The following is an 18799-nucleotide window of genomic DNA, read 5'->3' on the forward strand; positions in this document are numbered from 1 at the left end:
TGAAGATTTCTAATTGATTTGCTATTTTGAGGTATTTTTTAGCGAAAATTAATAAGATTTTTGAAAGAATAGCTACTCCTATTTCAAAAAAAAAACTTATAATTTGCAGCAAAAAATAACCAAAATTAAATCCTCTTAGCAATCTGCATAGAGCCTAGCGAATTAGAACGATTTTACAATTTAATTGTAGTTTAGCCCAAATTTTATCTGCAGTATATATAGGATAGCCTGTAATTAATCCTAGGCTAATGCAGGCTCTGTCACCAAGAGATAAGCCAAATTGTTCTGTTTCTTTCTTTAAGCGTCCAATTTCTATAGCTTGATCAAAATCTAAGGCTACAATTTTATTTATTGAAGCTGAGATCATTTCTTTACTTTGAATAAAAGATATGTTCAATTTTTTATCTAGTTCAGCTACTACTTCTGTTCTATTTACTGTAGACATAATAGATAACGGTAATAATTCTTCGACCTTGTCACTACCAGTTTCTGAGTTAAATAATGCAAGTAAAGCAGATGAATCTAAAATATATTTATTCATTATTAAATTCTTTTCTTCTTGATTCAATTAAAGAGTCAACTAATGATATGTTATCTTTATTTCTAGATTTTACTAATGCTTGAAATTCTTTAATTTTATTTTTTAGAGGAATCAATGTTAATTCTTTATCAAGTATTAGCATTAACTGATCTCCTGAAGCAAGATGTAATTGATCACGAATTTTTGCAGGAATATTTATTCTGCCATTTTCAGATATAGTAACTTTATATTCTAAGTGCATATTTTTAAAACGGTTAAAAATTGAATATATACCAAATATAAAATATTATAATTAAAACTACAATAGTAAAATAAATATAAAAGATTTCTATATTGAAATTATGCTGTAGTTGTTCCTATTTCAAAAAAATCTTATAATTTGTAGACAAAAAGGGTAAAAATAGATTAAATTAATTTTCTTCCACACAGCCTAAATAGTTGGTATCATATGATGTTGCCACAAAAAGAAAATATTATATGTCTAATTCAGCTTTTTTAGTTGCATTTTTTACAACGATTATCCGTTATTATGATTATGCTCTATTCGGTTTATCGGCTAGTGTTCTTGCACAAAATTTCTTACCTAATATAGAGCAGGATAAACAACTACTCGGTTTTTTTGCTATTCTTAGTGCAGCCGTTATAGTACGACCTTTAGGGTCCTTAATTTTTGGATTTATCGGAGATAAATACGGGCGTACTAAATCTATCAAGATATCAATGTTCATGAGTAGCATTTCTACCGGATTAATTGCTATTACCCCTTCCTTTGAGATAATAGGTATTTTTGCTACAGTAATACTAACATTATGTCGAATGGTTTTTTTAGCAAGCCTTGCCGGAGAAGTTGACGGAATAAAGGTTTATGTAGCTGAAAAAACAGGAGATAATCGGAAAAATTTAAATATAGGAATAGTTTCATGCTGTAGCCAAATAGGTGCATTACTTGCGGCTATAGCTTATTATTACGCTAGTAATTCCGATATCCAATATTTATGGCGTTTTAATTTCTTTATTGGTGCAATATTTGGTTTATTTGCTATTTTGATGAGAAATTTTTTAAAAGAAAGTAGCGAATTTTTAAGGACGTTATCAAGAAGTACCTTGCGGCAAATTATATGGAATAATAAACTATCCATTATAATAGCATTACTAATAAACGGTGCTATTGGAGGAGTGTATCACTTTTTAGTAATTTTCTTAGGAGTTTTTTTAACAAAAATATCTTTTATAAATCATCCTGAAATAAGATTTATGAATATAGCTCTTACTACTACCTATGGAATATCAGCTGTTTTTGCAGGGCTGTTTGCCGATAAAATAAACCCTTTAAGACAGATTACATGGGCTTTATTTGCCAGCATTATTGTTGTTTTAGGAATGCAAATAATGTTATACAAACAAATATTTAATATTCTCTGTCCCGTTATATTAATAGGACTTGCAGCATTTTATGCAGTACCGCTACAAATTATTGTTCAATCCTTATTTAAGACTAATGTTAAAATGAGGCTTTATAGTCTATCACATTCTTTTGGAGGTATTATTCTATCCTCAACTACTCCTTTCTTTAGTATGTTGTTATGGCAAAATTTTCAGTCACTATCTCTAACTTTAAGCTTTTTCATATTTTTGCTTATAATATTAATGAGTACAGTATTGGTTTTACGTAGGATGTCATCCTCACAAAAGTAAAGCCTTGTTGCATGGCTCGAAAAACCTACTCAATGTCCTCCCCGCGAAAGCGGGGATCTAGAAAAATAACTTCAATATTGATACAGAATTTACATATTTGACAAAATAAACACATAAAAAACTTGTTTTTTATGTGTTTTACTGGATTCCCGCCTCCGCGGGAATGACATAAACGAGCCATGCAACAAGACCCAAAAACAAGAATAACATCAATGGCCTTAGATATTTCTTCCGTCTTTACTGCAACCTGTAGGTTTTATGCTAGGACTACTTGAAGATTTGGAGTTTTGCTGTGCTTGTGTCCCAATTTGCTTCGCTTATTTTGCTAAGTTTTCAAATTTGTCTTTTAAGCTTTTTGTATTGCCTTTTAGCTTTAAATCGTGAGTTATTTAATATTCAATTTTTCAGGAGTTGGATGATATAGGCTCTTTAGATTGAGTATGTTTAGAATGTTCTATTGCAAATTTTGTACGATGTCTTATCAGTTCATTCTCTTTCCCTGTACCTTTCTGTTTTTCTTCCTCCCATTTATCCCATTCCGCTGGTGATGTCCAGTATCTTGTTATTTTACTATCAAAGCCTTTTTCAAATTTGTTTATTAAATTTTTGGTGCTATTCTCTTTAATTTCTGTACCTCGATTTTCAAACTCAAAATTTTTCTTTTTTCTTAGGAGTTATATAGTCAGATTGAGTATTTTCATGTTGTTTTTCTACTAATATATCATTAATTCTCTCATCTTGTTGAGAAGTCGATACCATACTTGCTAAAATTCACTTCTTCCTAAATTTCTATTAACATTACTTCAATATAGAGGTATGGTAGAGGCTTTAGTATAATCTTGTGGAAATTTATCGATCTCTTCTTTAAACCTCTTTAAGAACTTTATTGTATCATCGAATATAGGATGAGTTGCCAGGAAAGAGCAGGAGGAGTCGGTATTGCTTCCTGCATTGGATGAGTTATTGCCTCAACTTGTTTCGGGGATGTATCTTTAGATAGCTTTTCATTTTGTAGCTCAGATATATAATCATCTACTGCTTCTTTTAATTTATCTAAAACGGCACTATTTTGGGAAGGAGGCAGCATTCCGTTGTCATTCCACTCTAAATCAGTATCAGTAGTTAGCATTCCAGTATCATCCCGCTCTAAAGCGATATTATCGCTTCTACGCTCCTCACGAGGATCAGTTAGCTTATAGTAATTTTTATTTAATAAACGAGGAACACGTGAATTGTCGCTCTTTTCATATTCCTTAATTTCTTCAAATATACCTAGTGTCTTATAAATATTATCTATTTCTTCTTGAGTAAGTCTTTCATTGCTTACTTCTTTTTGTTGGATAGATTTTTGTAGTGTTTTTATTGCCGTTAACTTATCTTTTGCTGTATTTGAATTTGATAAAATTTTCGCTTGTGCTAAATCAAGAGCTTCAATTAAATTAGTAGAGCTGCTTTTTCCAAATGTGGTAGATAATTCTTCTTGACTTGAGCCTATTCCTGAATCAATAGAAGAAGATCTAGAAACGGTATTAGATTTAGGATTAATATTTGCCTGTTGTACATAAGATTTGCCGGCACCTATTAATATTTTATCAGTGAATTGTGCTAGTGCATTGAATGAATTTTCTAGTTTTGCAAAAAGTTCTGTTGAGGAATGTACTGTTGCCGGTGATAACTTAGGTATAGAATCTTCAGGTATGGTTTCTAAAGAAGGAGAATATTTACCTGTTTCTTTTTGTAGTACCGATTCATTTTGCTTGATTAAATTTGATATATTTTTAAATTTATTTGCTAATTCTTCAGATAATATATCAATCTTGTTATTGTTATTACTTCCGACATATAAGACTAGAGCCTCCTTTATATTTTGCGAGATATTATCTGCATGATCTATTAACAACATCTTATATTGTAAATCTAATTTGCTTGAATTATTAGTATTACGGAAGTAATTTTTATTTACTGATATACTTTTGCTGAGTATATTTTTAGAAGCTTCTATAAGTGCTTTTTCCCCTATCTCTTCTTTATTTTTTAAATAAATTTTGTAAACCAAAATCCCCGGCATTATAAGGTATAAAAATTTACTTCTTATAATCTCTTGTGCTTTTTGATTGGAAGCTTGTTGCACTTTTTGTTTCTCTTGCATTACTCCTAGAATGATATTTTTATCTAATGAATTAATCACATCATAAAAATTTTTCATTTCATCTAATTTTTCTCTAGGCTCTTTTATTTTTTGTAATCTCTCTCTATAATTCTTGAAATTTATCCCATTCATGTTGTTTAAGAAAAAATCCCTCTATTTTTGTATTTTTAGTATTAGGGCTTTCTCCGCTACTCAGGATTTTATTTTTAGCTGTCTGTAATCTAGATGGTTGACGAGAGTTGATATTATTAATCAAATCTAAAATTTCTTTTGATGTCTTATTAAATTCTTCATTATTAGTTGGATTTTTGATTGTTTCTTGAACTGCTTTCCTTAACTTGATTATTTCTTCTTTAAGGCTAAGCTCTAATTTTTGTTGACCGTGTGTTATAGCTTGTTCGTTTTTTTGTGAGGTAAGTACTTTTTTATCTTGCTGTATATTTAAGCTCTTTTTCCCTACTTTCTGAACAACTTCTTCCATCAATTGCAATAGATTAATATTGTCCTTTATTTCTAGTTCTTGCTCATTAGTGATCGGTAATGAATTACTTAGTCTTAATAATGCTGAAAAATCTGAAGGGGATATTAGGACATCAAGTTGAGCCTTTGTTTTTCTACCTTTTCCGTCTTCCTTAAAGCCTTCAACTTTACCAATACTAATAGGTAGATTTTTTAAATAAATTTCTTTACTAGCACTCTGTATATTTTTATCATTTGCTACTTTGAAGTTAGCTTGTTGCTGAGAAACATACGGTCCCGGCGTCCTAGGGTCTATTTTGTTTATTAGAGCTTCTATAAAATTAGTTGTACGTGTTATAGCTAGTTTATCTGTTTCTAAAATATTATTTAAATTAGTATTTTTTATTAAATAAAGATTTCTTATTAGCCGGTCTAATTCATTCTTATGTTTCATAATTTCCCTCTATTAATAAAAATAAACCAAAATGTAATACCATTTATGTTCAATTAACAATACTAATAATTAGTATTAATTCAATATTTTAAATCTTGTTGCATTTGTGCTTCAATAATATAATTTTATCATTTATTTTATCGTCTCAATGAGTTTTTTAACTCCCTCGACTGATTTATCAAATAGTGCTTTTTCCTCTGCGGTTAACTGTAGTTCTATTACTTTTAGAACACCTTCTTTACCGATCATAATAGGCACTCCGACATATAAATCATGTACGCCGTACTCACCTTGTAAATGAGCGGCACAAGTTAGAATCTGACGTTTATCTTTTAAATATGACTCAAGCATTTCTATTGCTGAGGCTGCGGGAGCATAATAAGCAGAACCTGTTTTAAGTAATGCAACAATCTCACCGCCGCCGTTTCTAGTACGATCGATTATTTTTTCAATATTTTCATTACTTGATAAGCCCATTTTTATCAAGTCAGGTATCGGCACGCCTGATATTGTAGAATATCTTGCAAGAGGTACCATAGCATCGCCGTGACCGCCGAGAACCATGCTATTAACATTGCTAACCGATACTTTAAACTCTTCAGCAAGAAAAAGATTAAATCTTGATGAGTCAAGTACTCCTGCCATACCGATTACTTTATTGTGAGGCAATCCGCTTTCTTTAAGCATGACATATACCATAACATCAAGTGGGTTGGTAATTACTATTACAAAGGCATCAGGAGCGTATTTTTTAACATTTGCTGCAACCGTTTTCATGATACCGGTGTTAATGCTAATTAAATCGTCTCTACTCATTCCTGGTTTTCTTGGTAAACCGGCAGTAATAATTATGGCATCAGATCCTTCAATATCTTTATAGTCGTTTGTGCCTTTTATTTTGATATCAGACCCGGCTATTGTACTGGCTTGCATGAGATCCAATGCTTTTCCTTGCGGTACTCCTTCAGTCACATCAAATAACACGATATCGCCGAGTTCTCTAAGGCTAATTAAGTGAGCAAGCGTACCACCTATATTACCGCTACCTATTAATGAGATTTTTGGATTTTGTTTCATTACTCCCTCTACAAATATTAAATATGCCTATTACTATATTACAAATAGATTCAAGAAAAAAGAATTTTTAAATTATATTGTTAATTGGTTAATTCATAAAAATTAACCATTCACATTGACTTTATTAAAATAGATTAATATAATGCCGAGTCGAAAATACCATGAAACATGAAATTTTAATAAAATAACTAAAAAAAATAATTATGCCTAAAATTTCTAAGTTAATAAATATTTTTAAATCTTGTATAGGAAAGGGGAGTAATGCAAGAGAATATAAAACCGCTCCAGAAATGTTTCATGATTTACGCATTAGTATTAACAATAGTCTTAATAGTAAAACAGTAAAGATGTTAGTTTTGATACAATAGATAGCCCAGAAAACAAAAGTACCCTACATTATGTAACTGACTTAGTAGATCTTAAAGAGTTACTGCAAAAAGGTATTGATCCTAATATACAAGATGAGAATGGTGATACTGCTTTAGAGGTACAGGTAATTTTAAAAAAGCCAAAATGTTACTTGAATATGGTGCTACGGTGAATGACAGATGGGTGAAGTATTACATTACTGTGGTCGTAACTCAGTAGAAAACAAAATTATTCTTTCACTATTAATGTATAACAATGCTAATACTAATTTTACAAAAGCAAATTTAGTAAGACAATGTAAAGAACCGTATGAAGAGGCAGAGCGGTTAATAAAACAAATTGAAAAAATAGAGGGCTTAATATATCAAAGTAAAGAAGTAGAGACGTTAAGAGTATGATTACAGTAGCTTAAAAAATAAATATGAAAAAGCAAAGGATAGTAGCCAAGCTGTTTTAAAAATAATATTAGATTGTATTAAAAATCAATAGAGTGATGGTTTAAAAGCTAAACTTGTTATTACTCGCAAAATCTAGGGTTAATCGAAGATTATTCGGAAGTAGCTGAAAATGCAGTATATAAGTGCTTGGATGAGGCTTGTGATTTGCTTGATCAAGGATTAATAGGAGAGGATGTTCAAAATACAGTAGTTTGATTCATAGCATCAAGCAATTTTTGAAAAGCATTGGTCATTCCTGTTCAGCATTGTATGCATGGATCGTTTTATGTCATTCCCGCTTTCGGGCCTTGTTGCGTGGATCAGTTTTCCCGATGTCCATCACGTGACTTGATCGCGGGATCCAGTTAAAAATACTAAAATTATTAGTATTTTTTATTTGTTTTTATGGATCCCGTGTTCAAGTCACGTGATGGACATCGGGAAAACTGATCCACGCAACAAGGCCCGAAAGCGGGAATGACATCGTACGCCTTTTCTGAGTCATGCAACAACGCCTACGTAGCTCATGAAGATTAGGTATCAACGCAAGCAAGCCTTCGCAGGAATGGATATCCTTATCAACGTTGTATCATCTTATTATAATATTTCGATAAAACTTTCACGCCATATAGCCATAATAGACATACGATAATAAAGCTAAACATCAATAAACCTGCTATGTCGTTATGTACGGCGTTCGGGAAAATACTAAAGGATATGAATTGAATAATAGCACCTATTGATTTACCGATTTTAGCACCCATAACATCAACTGCAGCTTTACCTTTGGTCTTCATTTCACTATCGAGCGGAATATATACCATTTCTTTAGTAGCATCAAAAAGTGAATATTTTACTGATTTAGAAAGTACATGCCAAAGCCCGCCGATAAAAACTATAACGACAAGCGGCGTACTATAGCCGAGAGTATTTACGATATTTCCTAGGTGATTTTCAAAAACCGTGAATGAAAAGAACATAACACCTGCTCCAAACATCATAATCGGTGTTATAATAGCTCCCCAAAACCAGCCGCATATTCTAATTAAACTACTGCCTAAAAACGCACTAACTAACGTGAGTATTCCCGTCCAAAAAAACACTTTACCGTGATAGGCTATAAAATCCTTTGTAGTGGGATAGAGTTGCTTTACTTTGGACATCCATAATCCTTCTATTAGGCTAATGCTCATAGAATAAGACATTACAAGAAGACAAATAAAACCGAGATATCTAGAAGTGAATATTACTTTTGCACTTTCGATCAAGCTTAATTTTAATATATCCGTTCTTTGGTTTTTAAATTTAATATTTTTGTCAGCTTCTACGACTGATTTATCAATAAGTTTATGAAGAGCTAGACAAATTAATCCGGATATTAAAATAACCGTAATAAATGATTTTAAAAGAATTTCATTTGTATCGTTTAGATGAGAAAATAAAGGTAATAAGAAATGCTCACTCTTAGCAAAATAAATAATTACGGTTCCTGAGATGAGTAAATTAGTTTGTCCGAATAAAGTAAAAAATGAGTAAAATCTTGGTGCTTCTTCGACTTTAGTAATTTTATTTGCAAGCTGCCAATATAAAAGAGTAAAGACTATAACCGGCCATAACTCTCCCATAATATAAAATAATACCAAACTCCACTGTCCCCAAATTATTAAAAACCATTTTAAGTGAGGAAGAACAGTGATATAGTACTTAATTAATTCGGGATCGGGATGAAAAAACTCTCTGTACGGAAATAAAATAAAACCAAAAATTGCGAAGAAAAATAAAAAAGTACCGGTAATTATCCTAAAAACTTGCTCTGTTGTCATAATATTACAGAGTTTAGAATAAAAAATAACAAATAAAATTCCCATCGGCATTTCGCCCCAAAGTTTGATAAAACTCAATACTTCCGAGCTAATTAAGGTAACAACAAAACTATCTTTAATACTACGAACTAAGTTTTGATTAAGTAGAATAAAAAACATTAGTAAAGCCATTGGGATGAACTTGGTTAATTCATACGATCTAATCGGCCATACTATATGCCTAAATTTACTGTTTCTGGCTTTATTCCAAATTGCGAAATGAGAATCCACGCTATCCATTGATTTACTATGAGCTTATTTTTTGAGTACCGGATAGTTTTAAAAATGTTATGTTTTTGCAAGGCTTAGAGTTTTATAGGTCATTCCCGCGTATGCGGGAATGACCTCAAACGCTTTTCAGAAACTGTCCAGCTATATTATTTTTTATGCACCCTAGACTATAATAAAAACTATGTCAAGATCTTTTAAAATAGTCTCATACATTGTTGTTAATTACATTTGTTATACTCAATCGCTGCTTTAATAAACTGAATAAATAACGGATGAGCTTCAAAAGGTTTAGATTTAAATTCCGGATGAAATTGTACTCCTACGAACCAACGCAGTAGCGGTAGTTCAATTATTTCTACAATCTCTTCATCTTTTGAAAAACCGCTAAATACTATTCCGTGTTTTTCAAAAATATTTTGAAATTCATTATTAAATTTATATCTATGACGATGTCTCTCATTTATTTCAAGGCTTTTATAAGCATTAGCTGCAATGGTACTTGCGACCAAACTACAAGGATAAGAGCCGAGCCTCATAGTCTTTTTTACATTTTCAATTGTTATTTTTGAGTCTTCACAGTTTTTATTTATTTTCTCAATAATTTTTGTACCGTCTACTTTAAATTCTTCTGTTACTGCATCTTTAATACCGATTAAATTCTGAGCTATTTCGATCGTCGCAAGTTGCATACCGAAACATATTCCAAAAAAAGGTATGTTATTAGTACGGGCATATTTTATTGCCATAATTTTTCCTTTAGTTGCCCGTTCTCCAAATCCGCCTGGTACTAAAATCCCATCTATATCTAATAATTTTTTATTAATATTCTCTTCAGTTAGATTTTCAGCATTTATCCATACTAAATCAATTTTGTATTTGTAATAAATACCTGCATGATCAAGTGCCTCGATTACTGATTTATAAGCATCTTTTAATTTATGATATTTAGCTATTATAGCGATTCTTACTTTTGAATTAGAATCTTTTAGCCTATTAATTATATCATACCATTTATCTAATTTAGACGGCGTGACATTAATATTAAAAAATTTTAATACTTTATTGTCAAGACCTGCATTATGATATGCAATTGGTACTAAATATATATTTTTTTGATCTATTGCCGGAACAACATACTCAGATTCTATATTACAAAATAAAGCTATTTTATCTATTTTGCCTTTTGAAATGTTACGTTCTGCACGACACACTAGTATATTAGGTGAAATACCTATAGCGCGTAATGCTTTAACTGAGTGTTGGGTAGGTTTTATTTTTAATTCACGGGCGGTTTTAACATAAGGTAATAACGTTAAATGAATAAATAAACAATTTTCGCTTTTTAATTTGTTACCAATTTGCCTTATAGCTTCAAAAAACGGTAGACCTTCAATATCACCGACTGTGCCGCCTATTTCACAAATAATAAAATCAAAACCCTTGGTGTTTGAAAGTATAAAATCTTTTATTATATTTGTAACATGCGGAATGACTTGAACAGTAACGCCGGCGTAATTTCCTAAACGTTCATCTTTAAGTAATTTTGAGTATATCGCACCTGTTGTGATGCTATCAAATTTGCATGCGGAAACTCCGGTAAAACGTTCATAATGTCCAAGATCTAAATCGGTTTCTGCTCCGTCATCGGTTACATATACCTCACCATGTTCGTGAGGATTCATAGTTCCCGGGTCAACGTTAAGATAAGGGTCTAGTTTTCGTACACTTACTCTAAAACCTTTCGCTTGCAATAGCATAGCAAGAGATGCTGCCGTTAGACCTTTACCGAGTGATGAAACAACGCCGCCGGTAACAAAAATGAAATGTACCATTATTATAAACCTAGTTTACTAATGTTTTCGTAAAATTTTACTGCTTTTTTTAAGTCTTCTTCCGTATCTACGGAAATAGGAATATTCTCAACTAAACATGTACCTATAGTCATGCCGTTTTCAAGGACACGTAATTGTTCTAAACGTTCTGTTTTTTCTAAAAAAGTTGGCTTAAGAGATACAAATTTTTCTAAAGCGTTTTTGCGAAAACCATACATGCCTACATGATATAAAAATTCTTTTGCACCGTTTGGAATAAGACTACGCGAAAAATACAATGCTGTCCCCGCCGAGTCAACCGCTACGGTAACATTACTACTAGCTTCCACTGATCCCCTATCTACTTTTACTATCGGTGTAACAATATCGTATTCGCTGTTTTTTAAATATCCTATAATTTTCAAAATAGAGCTAGGTTCAATGAAAGGCATATCTCCCTGTACATTAACTATGTAATTAATGTTTTGATTATTTGGAATTAATTTAAAAGCTTCATAAGTACGATCAGTACCGGTTGGGATAGCACTATCCGTGAATATTACTTTTCCTCCGACTTTTTTAATAACGCTTGCTATCTCTTCCGAGTCGGTCGCAACATATGTATGCTCAAGGCCCGCTTGATTTACTTGTTTGAATACCCACTCGATTAAAGTTATAGAGCCGATAAGCTGTAGCGGTTTTTGTTTAAGCCTAGTTGAACTTAGCCTTGAGGGGATAATTATAGCCACGTCCTGATGCTGCATAAACTTCCTACATTTAAATTAAAAAATAATTGTTGACAGACTAGCCCTTTTCGGCGATAAAGTAAAACATAATTTTTGAATATATGTAATATGTTTAAGAGCTCGTAGCTCAGCCGGTAGAGCATTTGACTTTTAATCAAAGGGTCCCGGGTTCGAATCCCGGCGAGCTCACCATACTTCTACACTGTGGGTTTGTAGCTCAGCTGGTTAGAGCACACGCCTGATAAGCGTGAGGTCGGAAGTTCAAGTCTTCTCAAACCCACCATTCAATCCGCTACAACAATAAAATCTGTATTATCATAATTATAAATCAAGGTGATCATTTATTAATATTGCTAAGTTAGGATGATATTGTCAAACTAAGGTTTAGATTATGAAAAAATACAAATTTACTGAACAAGAACAAGAAATACTAGATTTATTTTGAACAAGATGAGCTTTTAGAGTTACCTAAAAAAGAACTAGAGAGCCAAAAAATATAGCTAAAATTGCCGCAGCTAATTTTTTTAAAAAATCGGAAAGAATTAATATTAGACTGCCGTTATACGATTTAAATCATATAAAAAGAATTGCAGCACAAGAAAGAATGCCTTATCAAACTCTTATTGCTAGTATTTTACACAAATACGCGTCCGGATATTTAAAATTAGATAAACTTAGTTAATCAATACTTTTTTTATATAAATAACATTTTTTCTCAATGAGTCTTTTTAGAGGTAGAAAAAGGTTAGAGGGTAAATTATCAAGCACAAACCACTACCAACTTTCTACTTTATGAGGCTCAAGATTCTGTAATTCATGCTCATTTAAACAATGAGCTTTAAGGAAAATCAAGACGTAATGCTTTTGTTCTTTTCCAAAAATATCGTTAGTCACCGCTATAAATTGTGGGTTTTCAATGATCAGATTTGTTTCTTCTAAAACTTCACGGATAGCACATTCTTCAAATGTTTCTCCAAATTCTAAATGTTCACCGACAGGAGCATAACTAGACTCACCATGGGCACTAATACGTTTACCTAATAAAATTTCATTCCTATTATTAAAGATTAAAATACCGATACGTAGGTGGTTAGTCATATCTAACTATTAACTCTTGATTGACTTATTAATATCGTATGTTAGTTTCTAAAGCAAATAAAAAAATATTGCTTATTTAAATACCGTGAGCTATTTGTAGATTATATTTAATATTTACCTGTAGTTATGAATTCTACCAATCAATTACAAAATAATAGCTTAACTAATTCTTGGCTTAAGCTTGGTATTTTATCCTTGGGATTTGCGGGTTTATATTCAATTATTTTGGTGGTACTACGTACCCCGCAATTATCAAACTTTTTCCCAAATCCGCATATTTTCAAATCTGCTTTAATTATTCATGTTAATTTATCGGTATTGATTTGGTTATTGTCCGTTACGGCTAGTGTTTGGGGGGGTGAAACGTCATTGCGAGGAGAGGCAAAGCCTCGACGCGGCAATCTCATGAAACAATACAAAATTTCTGAGATTGCCACGCTCTCTACGTTCGTTCGCAATGACGTGTTTCGCCTTTACCCCAAACTTGCTTTTCTAGCTACTCTTCTAATCGCCATCTCCCCAATAGCCGGGCATAATCCGGTGATGAATAATTATATACCGATGCTTGAAAATATCGTATTTATTTTGGGGTTAAGCTTATTTGGTGTTACGTTGCTATTGTACGCTATAAATATTTTATATTTCTTCGATTGGACGCACTTAAATAGTCTAGTTAATTTTACCGTATTATCGACTATTATAATGTTTATTTTAAGCTTTGTTTGTTTTGGATGGTCTTATAATGGCTTGCAAAACATCATTCAAATTATTCCAATCGAGATAGAATTTTATTATGAATTACTTTTTTGGAGCGGAGGTCATTTACTGCAATTTATATATACTCAAATATTAATATTTATTTGGGTTAGTTTATTTAGAGAGTTAATAGCTAGAGAATTGAAATTTCAAAAATTCTATCTTTTCTTACTTTATTTAAATTTTATTTTCGGAATTCTTACACTTTGCGGTCATATATTTTATGATATTATCGATGGAGCCTTCAAAGTATTCTATACAAATCATATGAAATATCTAGGCGGCATTGCTCCTGTTTTATGTTTAATAGGTATGGGGGTTGAGTTGGTGTGGGTATTTGTCATCCCGCGGCTTGACCGCGAGATCCAAACAAAATATCAGAATAATGTTATAGATCTCGCAGTCAAGCCGCGGGATGACACGGTTACAATAAATGACAGAGTAATCAAAACCATCTTACTTTGTTCTATTACTTTATTCTTACTTGGCGGGCTTATAGCAATGAATATCACAGGTATAAATGTAGCAATTCCTGCTCATTATCATGGGTCTATAGTAGGGATTAGCATTGCTTGTATGGGGTGTAGTTATTTGGGTATTGGGAGGTATCAACGTCATTGCGAGCGACTAAAAAGAGCGTGGCAATCTCATGAGGTAATACAAAAACTCCCTAGATTGCCGTGTCGGCACTTCGTGTCTCCTCGCAATGACAATATTATTAATTTTACATTTTACCTCCTAACATTCGGGCAGATTCTGCACATACTAGGTCTAGCATTCGCCGGTGGTTACGGTGTTATGCGGAAAGACCCAAATAGTGTAATGCCGATGTCAGCTAAGCTATTAATGGGAATGATGGGCGGAGGAGGGTTTATTGCTATAGTAGGTGGCTTGATGTTTGTATATATTTGTGTTAAAGTAATGTTTTTAAAAGTATAAAACTAGCACATGAGTAAACCAACTAGAGAAGAAGCTAAAGAGGCAGTAAGAACGTTACTAAAATTCATTGGTGAAGATCCAAGCAGAGAAGGGCTACTTAAAACGCCTGATAGAGTAATTAATAGCTACGCAGAAATATTTTCCGGTTATGGAAAGGATGTAGCAGAAATATTAAATACCAAGTTTTATGAAACTTGTAATTTTCAAGATTTTATCTTACTGAATATAAAATTTACCTCTTTCTGTGAACATCATATATTACCTTTTAACGGTACAGTAGATATAGCTTATGTTCCTGATAATTGTATTGTCGGCATAAGTAAGCTAGCACGAATAGTAAATATTTTTGCTAGAAGACTACAAATCCAAGAAAAAATGACGGTACAGATAGCAGAAAGCGTGCAGGAGAATTTAAAGCCGCTTGGCGTTGCCGTTAAGATTTCTGCCGTACATAGCTGTATGTCAATGCGTGGCGTAATGCAAGATAATAGCGTTATGAATACCATGCATTATACGGGTATATTTGCCGAACAGCAAAAATATCGTCATGAGTTTTTAAACCTTACTGCTAAAAGGTGATACGTTATTAATGTCATTTCTGCGGAAGCGGGAATCCAGTAATTTTGTCATCCCGTGGCTTGGCCACGGGATGACAAAATAAATGATTATAAATATAGCAAGAAAGCAAATAAAATATGTTATTATCAAAATATTTTTTACCTGTGTTAAAGGAAGAGCCAAGTGAAGCTCAAGTAACTTCGCATAAATTAATGCTTAGAAGCGGAATGATTAGGCAGCAAGCAGCAGGGATTTATACTTGGCTTCCGCTTGGCTTAAAAGTATTGAAGAATATCGAGAATATAGTACGCTTAAATATGAATAAAGCGGGAGCTTTGGAAGTTCTAATGCCTTGCATTCAGCCGGCACATTTATGGATGGAATCGGGACGTTTTGATAATTACGGTAAAGAAATGCTGAAATTTCAAGATCGTCACGATAATACTTTACTATTTGGTCCTACTAACGAAGATATGATTACGGATATTTTTCGTCATAATATTAAGTCATATAAGGATTTGCCGAAAAATCTTTATCATATCCAATGGAAATTTCGTGATGAGATTAGACCTCGTTTTGGTGTTATGAGAGGACGAGAGTTTTTAATGAAAGATGCTTATTCTTTTGATATAAATGAAGAAAATGCCGTTAAAACCTATAATCAAATGTATAAGGCTTATATCAATGCTTTCAGGGATTTAGGCGTGTTTGCTATCCCTGTTATTGCCGATAACGGTCCGATTGGTGGCAATTTAAGCCATGAGTTTCATGTAATCGCTGAAACTGGTGAAAGTACTATTTATTACGATAAAAAATTTAAGACATTAAAAGATAATCCTGATATCGATGTAGAAGAAATTAAAAGTTGGTACGCGGCAGCTGAAGAAAAACACGAAGTAAATAAATTACCTATATCTGAACAAGAAATAACCAGCAGTAAAGGAATAGAAGTCGGGCATATTTTTTATATAGGCTCAAAATATTCGGTTAATATGAATGCACTTATTAATGATGAGCACGGTAAACTAACTCCTATAGAAATGAGTTCTTACGGCATAGGCATTTCAAGGTTAGTTGCGGCTATCATAGAAGCAAATTGCGATAAGAAAGGTATCATATGGCCTTCTAGCGTTGCTCCTTTCAAAGTTTCTCTAATTAATTTAAATATTCATGATAGTAAATGCGTAGAGCTTGCGGAAATGGCTTATAAAGAGCTATCAGATAAAAATATAGAAGTGTTATATGACGATACCGAAGCACGTCCAGGCAGTAAATTTGCAACGCATGATCTTATAGGTTCACCTCATCAAATTATAATTGGTCCTAAAAAAGCCGTAAATAATACTGTTGAATTAAAAGATCGTAAAAGTGGTGTTATAGAAGATATTGAGGTAGGTAGTCTAATGAGTGTATTGTAAAATAAAGAGATATACGTCATTACGAGGAAATGGCATAGCAATTGATTAGGCAATCTCAGGAGTTTGTTATTATTTCATGAGATTGCCATGCTGCAGTCTACGGCTGTTCACAATGACGATTTTGGAGTCATGCAATAAGGCTAATACCCTATGGGAATGATATAGAAAAAATATTCTTCGTAGACAATGATACTATCATATAATGAATAGTAAAACGTCTTTTCAAATAACTAATAAAATCTTGGAGTTATCACAAGATATTTCTTATGAGTTTGGTATTTTAACCGGTAGCAAGCTTTACTCTCAACCTATAAAACTTAGAAAAAATAATCAAATTAAAACCATCCATTCTTCTTTAGCAATTGAAGGAAATAGTTTAAGCGTAGAGCAGATAACCGATATAATAAACGGCAAGTGTGTACTCGCACCTGAAAAAGATATTTTAGAAGTAAAAAATGCTATAAAACTATACAATAATCTGACTATATTGAATCCCTTCAAAATTGAATCATTATTAAAAGCACATGAGATATTAATGCAAGGATTAGTAGAAGATAACGGAAAGTGGCGTAAAGGTAATGCTGTTATATTTAAAGGCACAGAGATTATACATTTTGCCCCTACGGCAAGCCGTGTATCTTTATTAATGCAGGATTTATTTGAGTTTATAGCACAAGATAAGAAAATTTCTGGAATAGTTAAAGCTTGTATATTTCATTATGAGTTTGAATTTATCCATCCTTTTTCAGACGGTAACGGACGAATCGGTAGATTATGGCAACAATTATTACTAATGCAAGCTAATAAAATTTTTGAGTATATTTCCGTTGAAAGTTTGATAAGGAATAATCAAAGTGAATATTATAGTGTTTTAAGTAAGTTTGATAAGCTTGGTGAATCGACCTTATTTATCGAGTTTATGCTTGATAAGATAGTTGTAGCATTAAGATTATATAGTAATAATATTACATATGAGGCAAATACGCCTTTATCTAGAATGGAATTTGCTAAGGTTAATTTAATAGATCAATGGTTTTCTAGAAAAGATTATATTACTGTACATAAAAATATTTCTACGGCAACGGCTAGCAGAGATTTGTTATATGGTTTAGAGCGTAAACTTTTAATAAGTAAAGGGGATAAGAATCAAACTTATTATAAGTTTGTGTAGTTTTTAATGTCATTCCCGCTTTCGTGTATGAGTGTTAACTTAAGAGAAGCAAAAACCTCTGATGCCATTCCCGCGAAAGCGGGAATCCAGTACTTTAAAGCTTTTTAAAAGCGCGATTTATCTTGCTTTACCCCTAGATTTCTGCTTTCGCAGGAATAACATCATATCACTGATTCAAAAAGAGATTAACATGAAAAATTTTATAAAATATTTGTTTTTTACCGGTCTATATATAGTAGTGACGATAATAGTTGCTTATATGGTTTTGGCTCAAACTATTCCTAATGATGGGCAGTGTCATATGATGGATAGACCGCTTGTTATTCATTACATCTTAGCAGCAATTACTACTGCTTTACCGACACTAATTTTAATATATAGTAAAAAGAAAAAGTAAATATATGATCGGTAAATTAAGTGGTAAAGTTGATTCCCAAGGCGATGATTACGTTATAATTGATGTAAACGGGGTAGGGTACTTAGTCTATGCTTCAGGTAAAACTTTAGGTAAACTTGCTGAAGGGGAGTTTTATAAACTATTTATCGAAACCCATGTTAGAGAGGAACATATTCATCTTTACGGTTTTTTGACTCTAGAAGAGAAGAATTTTTTTAATTTGCTACAATCAGTAAACGGTATAGGTACAAGAATGGCTTTATCTATCTTATCAAGCCTTACGCCTTCGGATATTCAAATTGCTGTAAATAATGAAGATAAAAATATATTTAAAGCAATATCCGGAGTAGGGGCTAAACTTGCTGAACGTATAGTGCTAGAGCTGAAAGGTAAAGTAGCGAAAATATCAAGCGGTTCAGCTATTATTAAAGATAGCTTAAATATTAAGAATATCACACCCGTTGCAAGTAATGAAGTAATAAAAGCTCTAGTAAATCTAGGATTTTCTAGATTTGAAGCTCAAAACGCCGTTCAAGGCATCATTACCCAAAATCCCGAAATCTCTATTGATGAATTAATCAAAACAGCCCTGAAAAATCGAAATTCTAATTTTTAGTTGATAAATTAGCAG

Annotated in this window: 17 protein-coding genes, 2 tRNA genes and 1 pseudogene; 11 read left to right on the forward strand and 9 right to left on the reverse strand. The window is 32.3% G+C overall.

Annotation, left to right across the window (positions count from 1 at the left end):
• Positions 1–154: 154 nt before the first annotated feature.
• Both MCI_RS06560 and MCI_RS06565 read right to left on the reverse strand, forming a co-directional pair.
• Complete coding sequence (locus tag MCI_RS06560) at positions 155–541, reverse strand: type II toxin-antitoxin system VapC family toxin (protein ID WP_014410191.1); 387 nt, start codon at positions 539–541, stop codon at positions 155–157.
• Positions 534–782 (reverse strand): AbrB/MazE/SpoVT family DNA-binding domain-containing protein, encoded by a 249-nt coding sequence (locus tag MCI_RS06565; RefSeq protein ID WP_010977150.1) that lies wholly within the window; start codon positions 780–782, stop codon positions 534–536. Before MCI_RS06565 ends, MCI_RS06560 begins: the two co-directional genes overlap by 8 nt.
• A gap of 236 nt (positions 783–1018) precedes the next feature.
• On the opposite strand from MCI_RS06565, the gene MCI_RS06570 reads away from it, so the two are divergent.
• Positions 1019–2236, forward strand: a complete 1218-nt coding sequence (locus MCI_RS06570) for an MFS transporter (protein WP_014410192.1) — start codon at positions 1019–1021, stop codon at positions 2234–2236.
• An 883-nt stretch (positions 2237–3119) separates the two neighbouring features.
• Here the strand turns inward: MCI_RS06570 and MCI_RS10160 are convergent.
• From MCI_RS10160 to mdh, 3 genes are all read right to left on the reverse strand, one after another.
• The gene (locus MCI_RS10160; protein ID WP_232202658.1) at positions 3120–4517 is read right to left on the reverse strand and encodes a hypothetical protein; all 1398 of its coding nucleotides are present in this window, start codon (positions 4515–4517) and stop codon (positions 3120–3122) included.
• Positions 4489–5298: a hypothetical protein gene (locus MCI_RS10165; RefSeq protein ID WP_014410193.1), complete on the reverse strand. Its 810-nt coding sequence runs from the start codon at positions 5296–5298 to the stop codon at positions 4489–4491. Before MCI_RS10165 ends, MCI_RS10160 begins: the two co-directional genes overlap by 29 nt.
• A gap of 132 nt (positions 5299–5430) precedes the next feature.
• Complete coding sequence (gene mdh / locus MCI_RS06595) at positions 5431–6375, reverse strand: malate dehydrogenase (protein WP_014410194.1); 945 nt, start codon at positions 6373–6375, stop codon at positions 5431–5433.
• A 203-nt stretch (positions 6376–6578) separates the two neighbouring features.
• Between mdh and MCI_RS06600 the strand changes: the two genes are divergently transcribed.
• Together MCI_RS06600 and MCI_RS06605 are read left to right on the forward strand one after the other, a co-directional pair.
• The gene (locus MCI_RS06600; RefSeq protein WP_014410195.1) at positions 6579–6743 is read left to right on the forward strand and encodes a hypothetical protein; all 165 of its coding nucleotides are present in this window, start codon (positions 6579–6581) and stop codon (positions 6741–6743) included.
• A gap of 180 nt (positions 6744–6923) precedes the next feature.
• Positions 6924–7142 (forward strand): hypothetical protein, encoded by a 219-nt coding sequence (locus MCI_RS06605; RefSeq protein ID WP_014410196.1) that lies wholly within the window; start codon positions 6924–6926, stop codon positions 7140–7142.
• Between the two features lie 617 nt (positions 7143–7759).
• Here the strand turns inward: MCI_RS06605 and tlc2 are convergent.
• From tlc2 to MCI_RS06620, 3 genes are all read right to left on the reverse strand, one after another.
• Positions 7760–9283: a nucleotide exchange transporter Tlc2 gene (gene tlc2, locus MCI_RS06610; RefSeq protein WP_014410197.1), complete on the reverse strand. Its 1524-nt coding sequence runs from the start codon at positions 9281–9283 to the stop codon at positions 7760–7762.
• Between the two features lie 209 nt (positions 9284–9492).
• The gene (locus MCI_RS06615; protein ID WP_014410198.1) at positions 9493–11106 is read right to left on the reverse strand and encodes a CTP synthase; all 1614 of its coding nucleotides are present in this window, start codon (positions 11104–11106) and stop codon (positions 9493–9495) included.
• A 2-nt stretch (positions 11107–11108) separates the two neighbouring features.
• Positions 11109–11849, reverse strand: a complete 741-nt coding sequence (locus MCI_RS06620; protein ID WP_014410199.1) for a 3-deoxy-manno-octulosonate cytidylyltransferase — start codon at positions 11847–11849, stop codon at positions 11109–11111.
• A 98-nt stretch (positions 11850–11947) separates the two neighbouring features.
• Here MCI_RS06620 and MCI_RS06625 point away from each other — a divergent pair.
• A tRNA-Lys gene (locus MCI_RS06625) sits at positions 11948–12023 on the forward strand.
• A 14-nt stretch (positions 12024–12037) separates the two neighbouring features.
• Positions 12038–12114: transfer RNA gene (locus MCI_RS06630), tRNA-Ile, on the forward strand.
• A 491-nt stretch (positions 12115–12605) separates the two neighbouring features.
• On the opposite strand, the gene MCI_RS06635 is transcribed toward MCI_RS06630, so the two are convergent.
• A complete protein-coding gene (locus MCI_RS06635; RefSeq protein ID WP_014410201.1) occupies positions 12606–12929 on the reverse strand; it encodes a nucleotide triphosphate diphosphatase NUDT15 in 324 nt (107 codons plus the stop codon).
• A gap of 126 nt (positions 12930–13055) precedes the next feature.
• On the opposite strand from MCI_RS06635, the pseudogene MCI_RS06640 reads away from it, so the two are divergent.
• The 6 genes and pseudogenes from MCI_RS06640 (at position 13056) to ruvA (ending at position 18784) form a co-directional block, all read left to right on the forward strand.
• Positions 13056–14641 (forward strand): annotated as a pseudogene (locus MCI_RS06640) (hypothetical protein).
• On the forward strand, positions 14634–15203 hold the full coding sequence (folE, locus tag MCI_RS06645) for a GTP cyclohydrolase I FolE (RefSeq protein WP_014410203.1): 570 nt from the start codon (positions 14634–14636) through the stop codon (positions 15201–15203). Before MCI_RS06640 ends, folE begins: the two are co-directional and overlap by 8 nt.
• A 116-nt stretch (positions 15204–15319) precedes the next feature.
• Positions 15320–16600 (forward strand): proline--tRNA ligase, encoded by a 1281-nt coding sequence (gene proS / locus MCI_RS06650; RefSeq protein WP_014410204.1) that lies wholly within the window; start codon positions 15320–15322, stop codon positions 16598–16600.
• Between the two features lie 202 nt (positions 16601–16802).
• A complete protein-coding gene (locus tag MCI_RS06655) occupies positions 16803–17771 on the forward strand; it encodes a Fic family protein (RefSeq protein WP_014410205.1) in 969 nt (322 codons plus the stop codon).
• Between the two features lie 190 nt (positions 17772–17961).
• Positions 17962–18168 (forward strand): hypothetical protein, encoded by a 207-nt coding sequence (locus MCI_RS06660; protein ID WP_014410206.1) that lies wholly within the window; start codon positions 17962–17964, stop codon positions 18166–18168.
• 4 nt (positions 18169–18172) lie between these two features.
• Entirely contained in the window at positions 18173–18784 is a 612-nt protein-coding gene (gene ruvA / locus MCI_RS06665; protein WP_014410207.1) for a Holliday junction branch migration protein RuvA, read from the forward strand.
• Positions 18785–18799 lie beyond the last annotated feature (15 nt).

Origin of the sequence: Rickettsia montanensis str. OSU 85-930, from assembly GCF_000284175.1 — a bacterium.
Lineage (GTDB): Bacteria > Pseudomonadota > Alphaproteobacteria > Rickettsiales > Rickettsiaceae > Rickettsia > Rickettsia rickettsii.

Excerpts from the sequence above, each read along its gene's own strand:
- MCI_RS06560 (WP_014410191.1), bottom strand. The coding sequence starts at position 541 with ATGAATAAATATATTTTAGATTCATCTGCTTTACTTGCATTATTTAAC.
- MCI_RS06565 (WP_010977150.1), bottom strand. The coding sequence starts at position 782 with ATGCACTTAGAATATAAAGTTACTATATCTGAAAATGGCAGAATAAAT.
- MCI_RS06570 (WP_014410192.1), top strand. The coding sequence starts at position 1,019 with ATGTCTAATTCAGCTTTTTTAGTTGCATTTTTTACAACGATTATCCGT.
- MCI_RS10160 (WP_232202658.1), bottom strand. The coding sequence starts at position 4,517 with ATGAATGGGATAAATTTCAAGAATTATAGAGAGAGATTACAAAAAATA.
- MCI_RS10165 (WP_014410193.1), bottom strand. The coding sequence starts at position 5,298 with ATGAAACATAAGAATGAATTAGACCGGCTAATAAGAAATCTTTATTTA.
- mdh (WP_014410194.1), bottom strand. The coding sequence starts at position 6,375 with ATGAAACAAAATCCAAAAATCTCATTAATAGGTAGCGGTAATATAGGT.
- MCI_RS06600 (WP_014410195.1), top strand. The coding sequence starts at position 6,579 with ATGCCTAAAATTTCTAAGTTAATAAATATTTTTAAATCTTGTATAGGA.
- MCI_RS06605 (WP_014410196.1), top strand. The coding sequence starts at position 6,924 with ATGGGTGAAGTATTACATTACTGTGGTCGTAACTCAGTAGAAAACAAA.
- tlc2 (WP_014410197.1), bottom strand. The coding sequence starts at position 9,283 with ATGGATAGCGTGGATTCTCATTTCGCAATTTGGAATAAAGCCAGAAAC.
- MCI_RS06615 (WP_014410198.1), bottom strand. The coding sequence starts at position 11,106 with ATGGTACATTTCATTTTTGTTACCGGCGGCGTTGTTTCATCACTCGGT.
- MCI_RS06620 (WP_014410199.1), bottom strand. The coding sequence starts at position 11,849 with ATGCAGCATCAGGACGTGGCTATAATTATCCCCTCAAGGCTAAGTTCA.
- MCI_RS06635 (WP_014410201.1), bottom strand. The coding sequence starts at position 12,929 with ATGACTAACCACCTACGTATCGGTATTTTAATCTTTAATAATAGGAAT.
- folE (WP_014410203.1), top strand. The coding sequence starts at position 14,634 with ATGAGTAAACCAACTAGAGAAGAAGCTAAAGAGGCAGTAAGAACGTTA.
- proS (WP_014410204.1), top strand. The coding sequence starts at position 15,320 with ATGTTATTATCAAAATATTTTTTACCTGTGTTAAAGGAAGAGCCAAGT.
- MCI_RS06655 (WP_014410205.1), top strand. The coding sequence starts at position 16,803 with ATGAATAGTAAAACGTCTTTTCAAATAACTAATAAAATCTTGGAGTTA.
- MCI_RS06660 (WP_014410206.1), top strand. The coding sequence starts at position 17,962 with ATGAAAAATTTTATAAAATATTTGTTTTTTACCGGTCTATATATAGTA.
- ruvA (WP_014410207.1), top strand. The coding sequence starts at position 18,173 with ATGATCGGTAAATTAAGTGGTAAAGTTGATTCCCAAGGCGATGATTAC.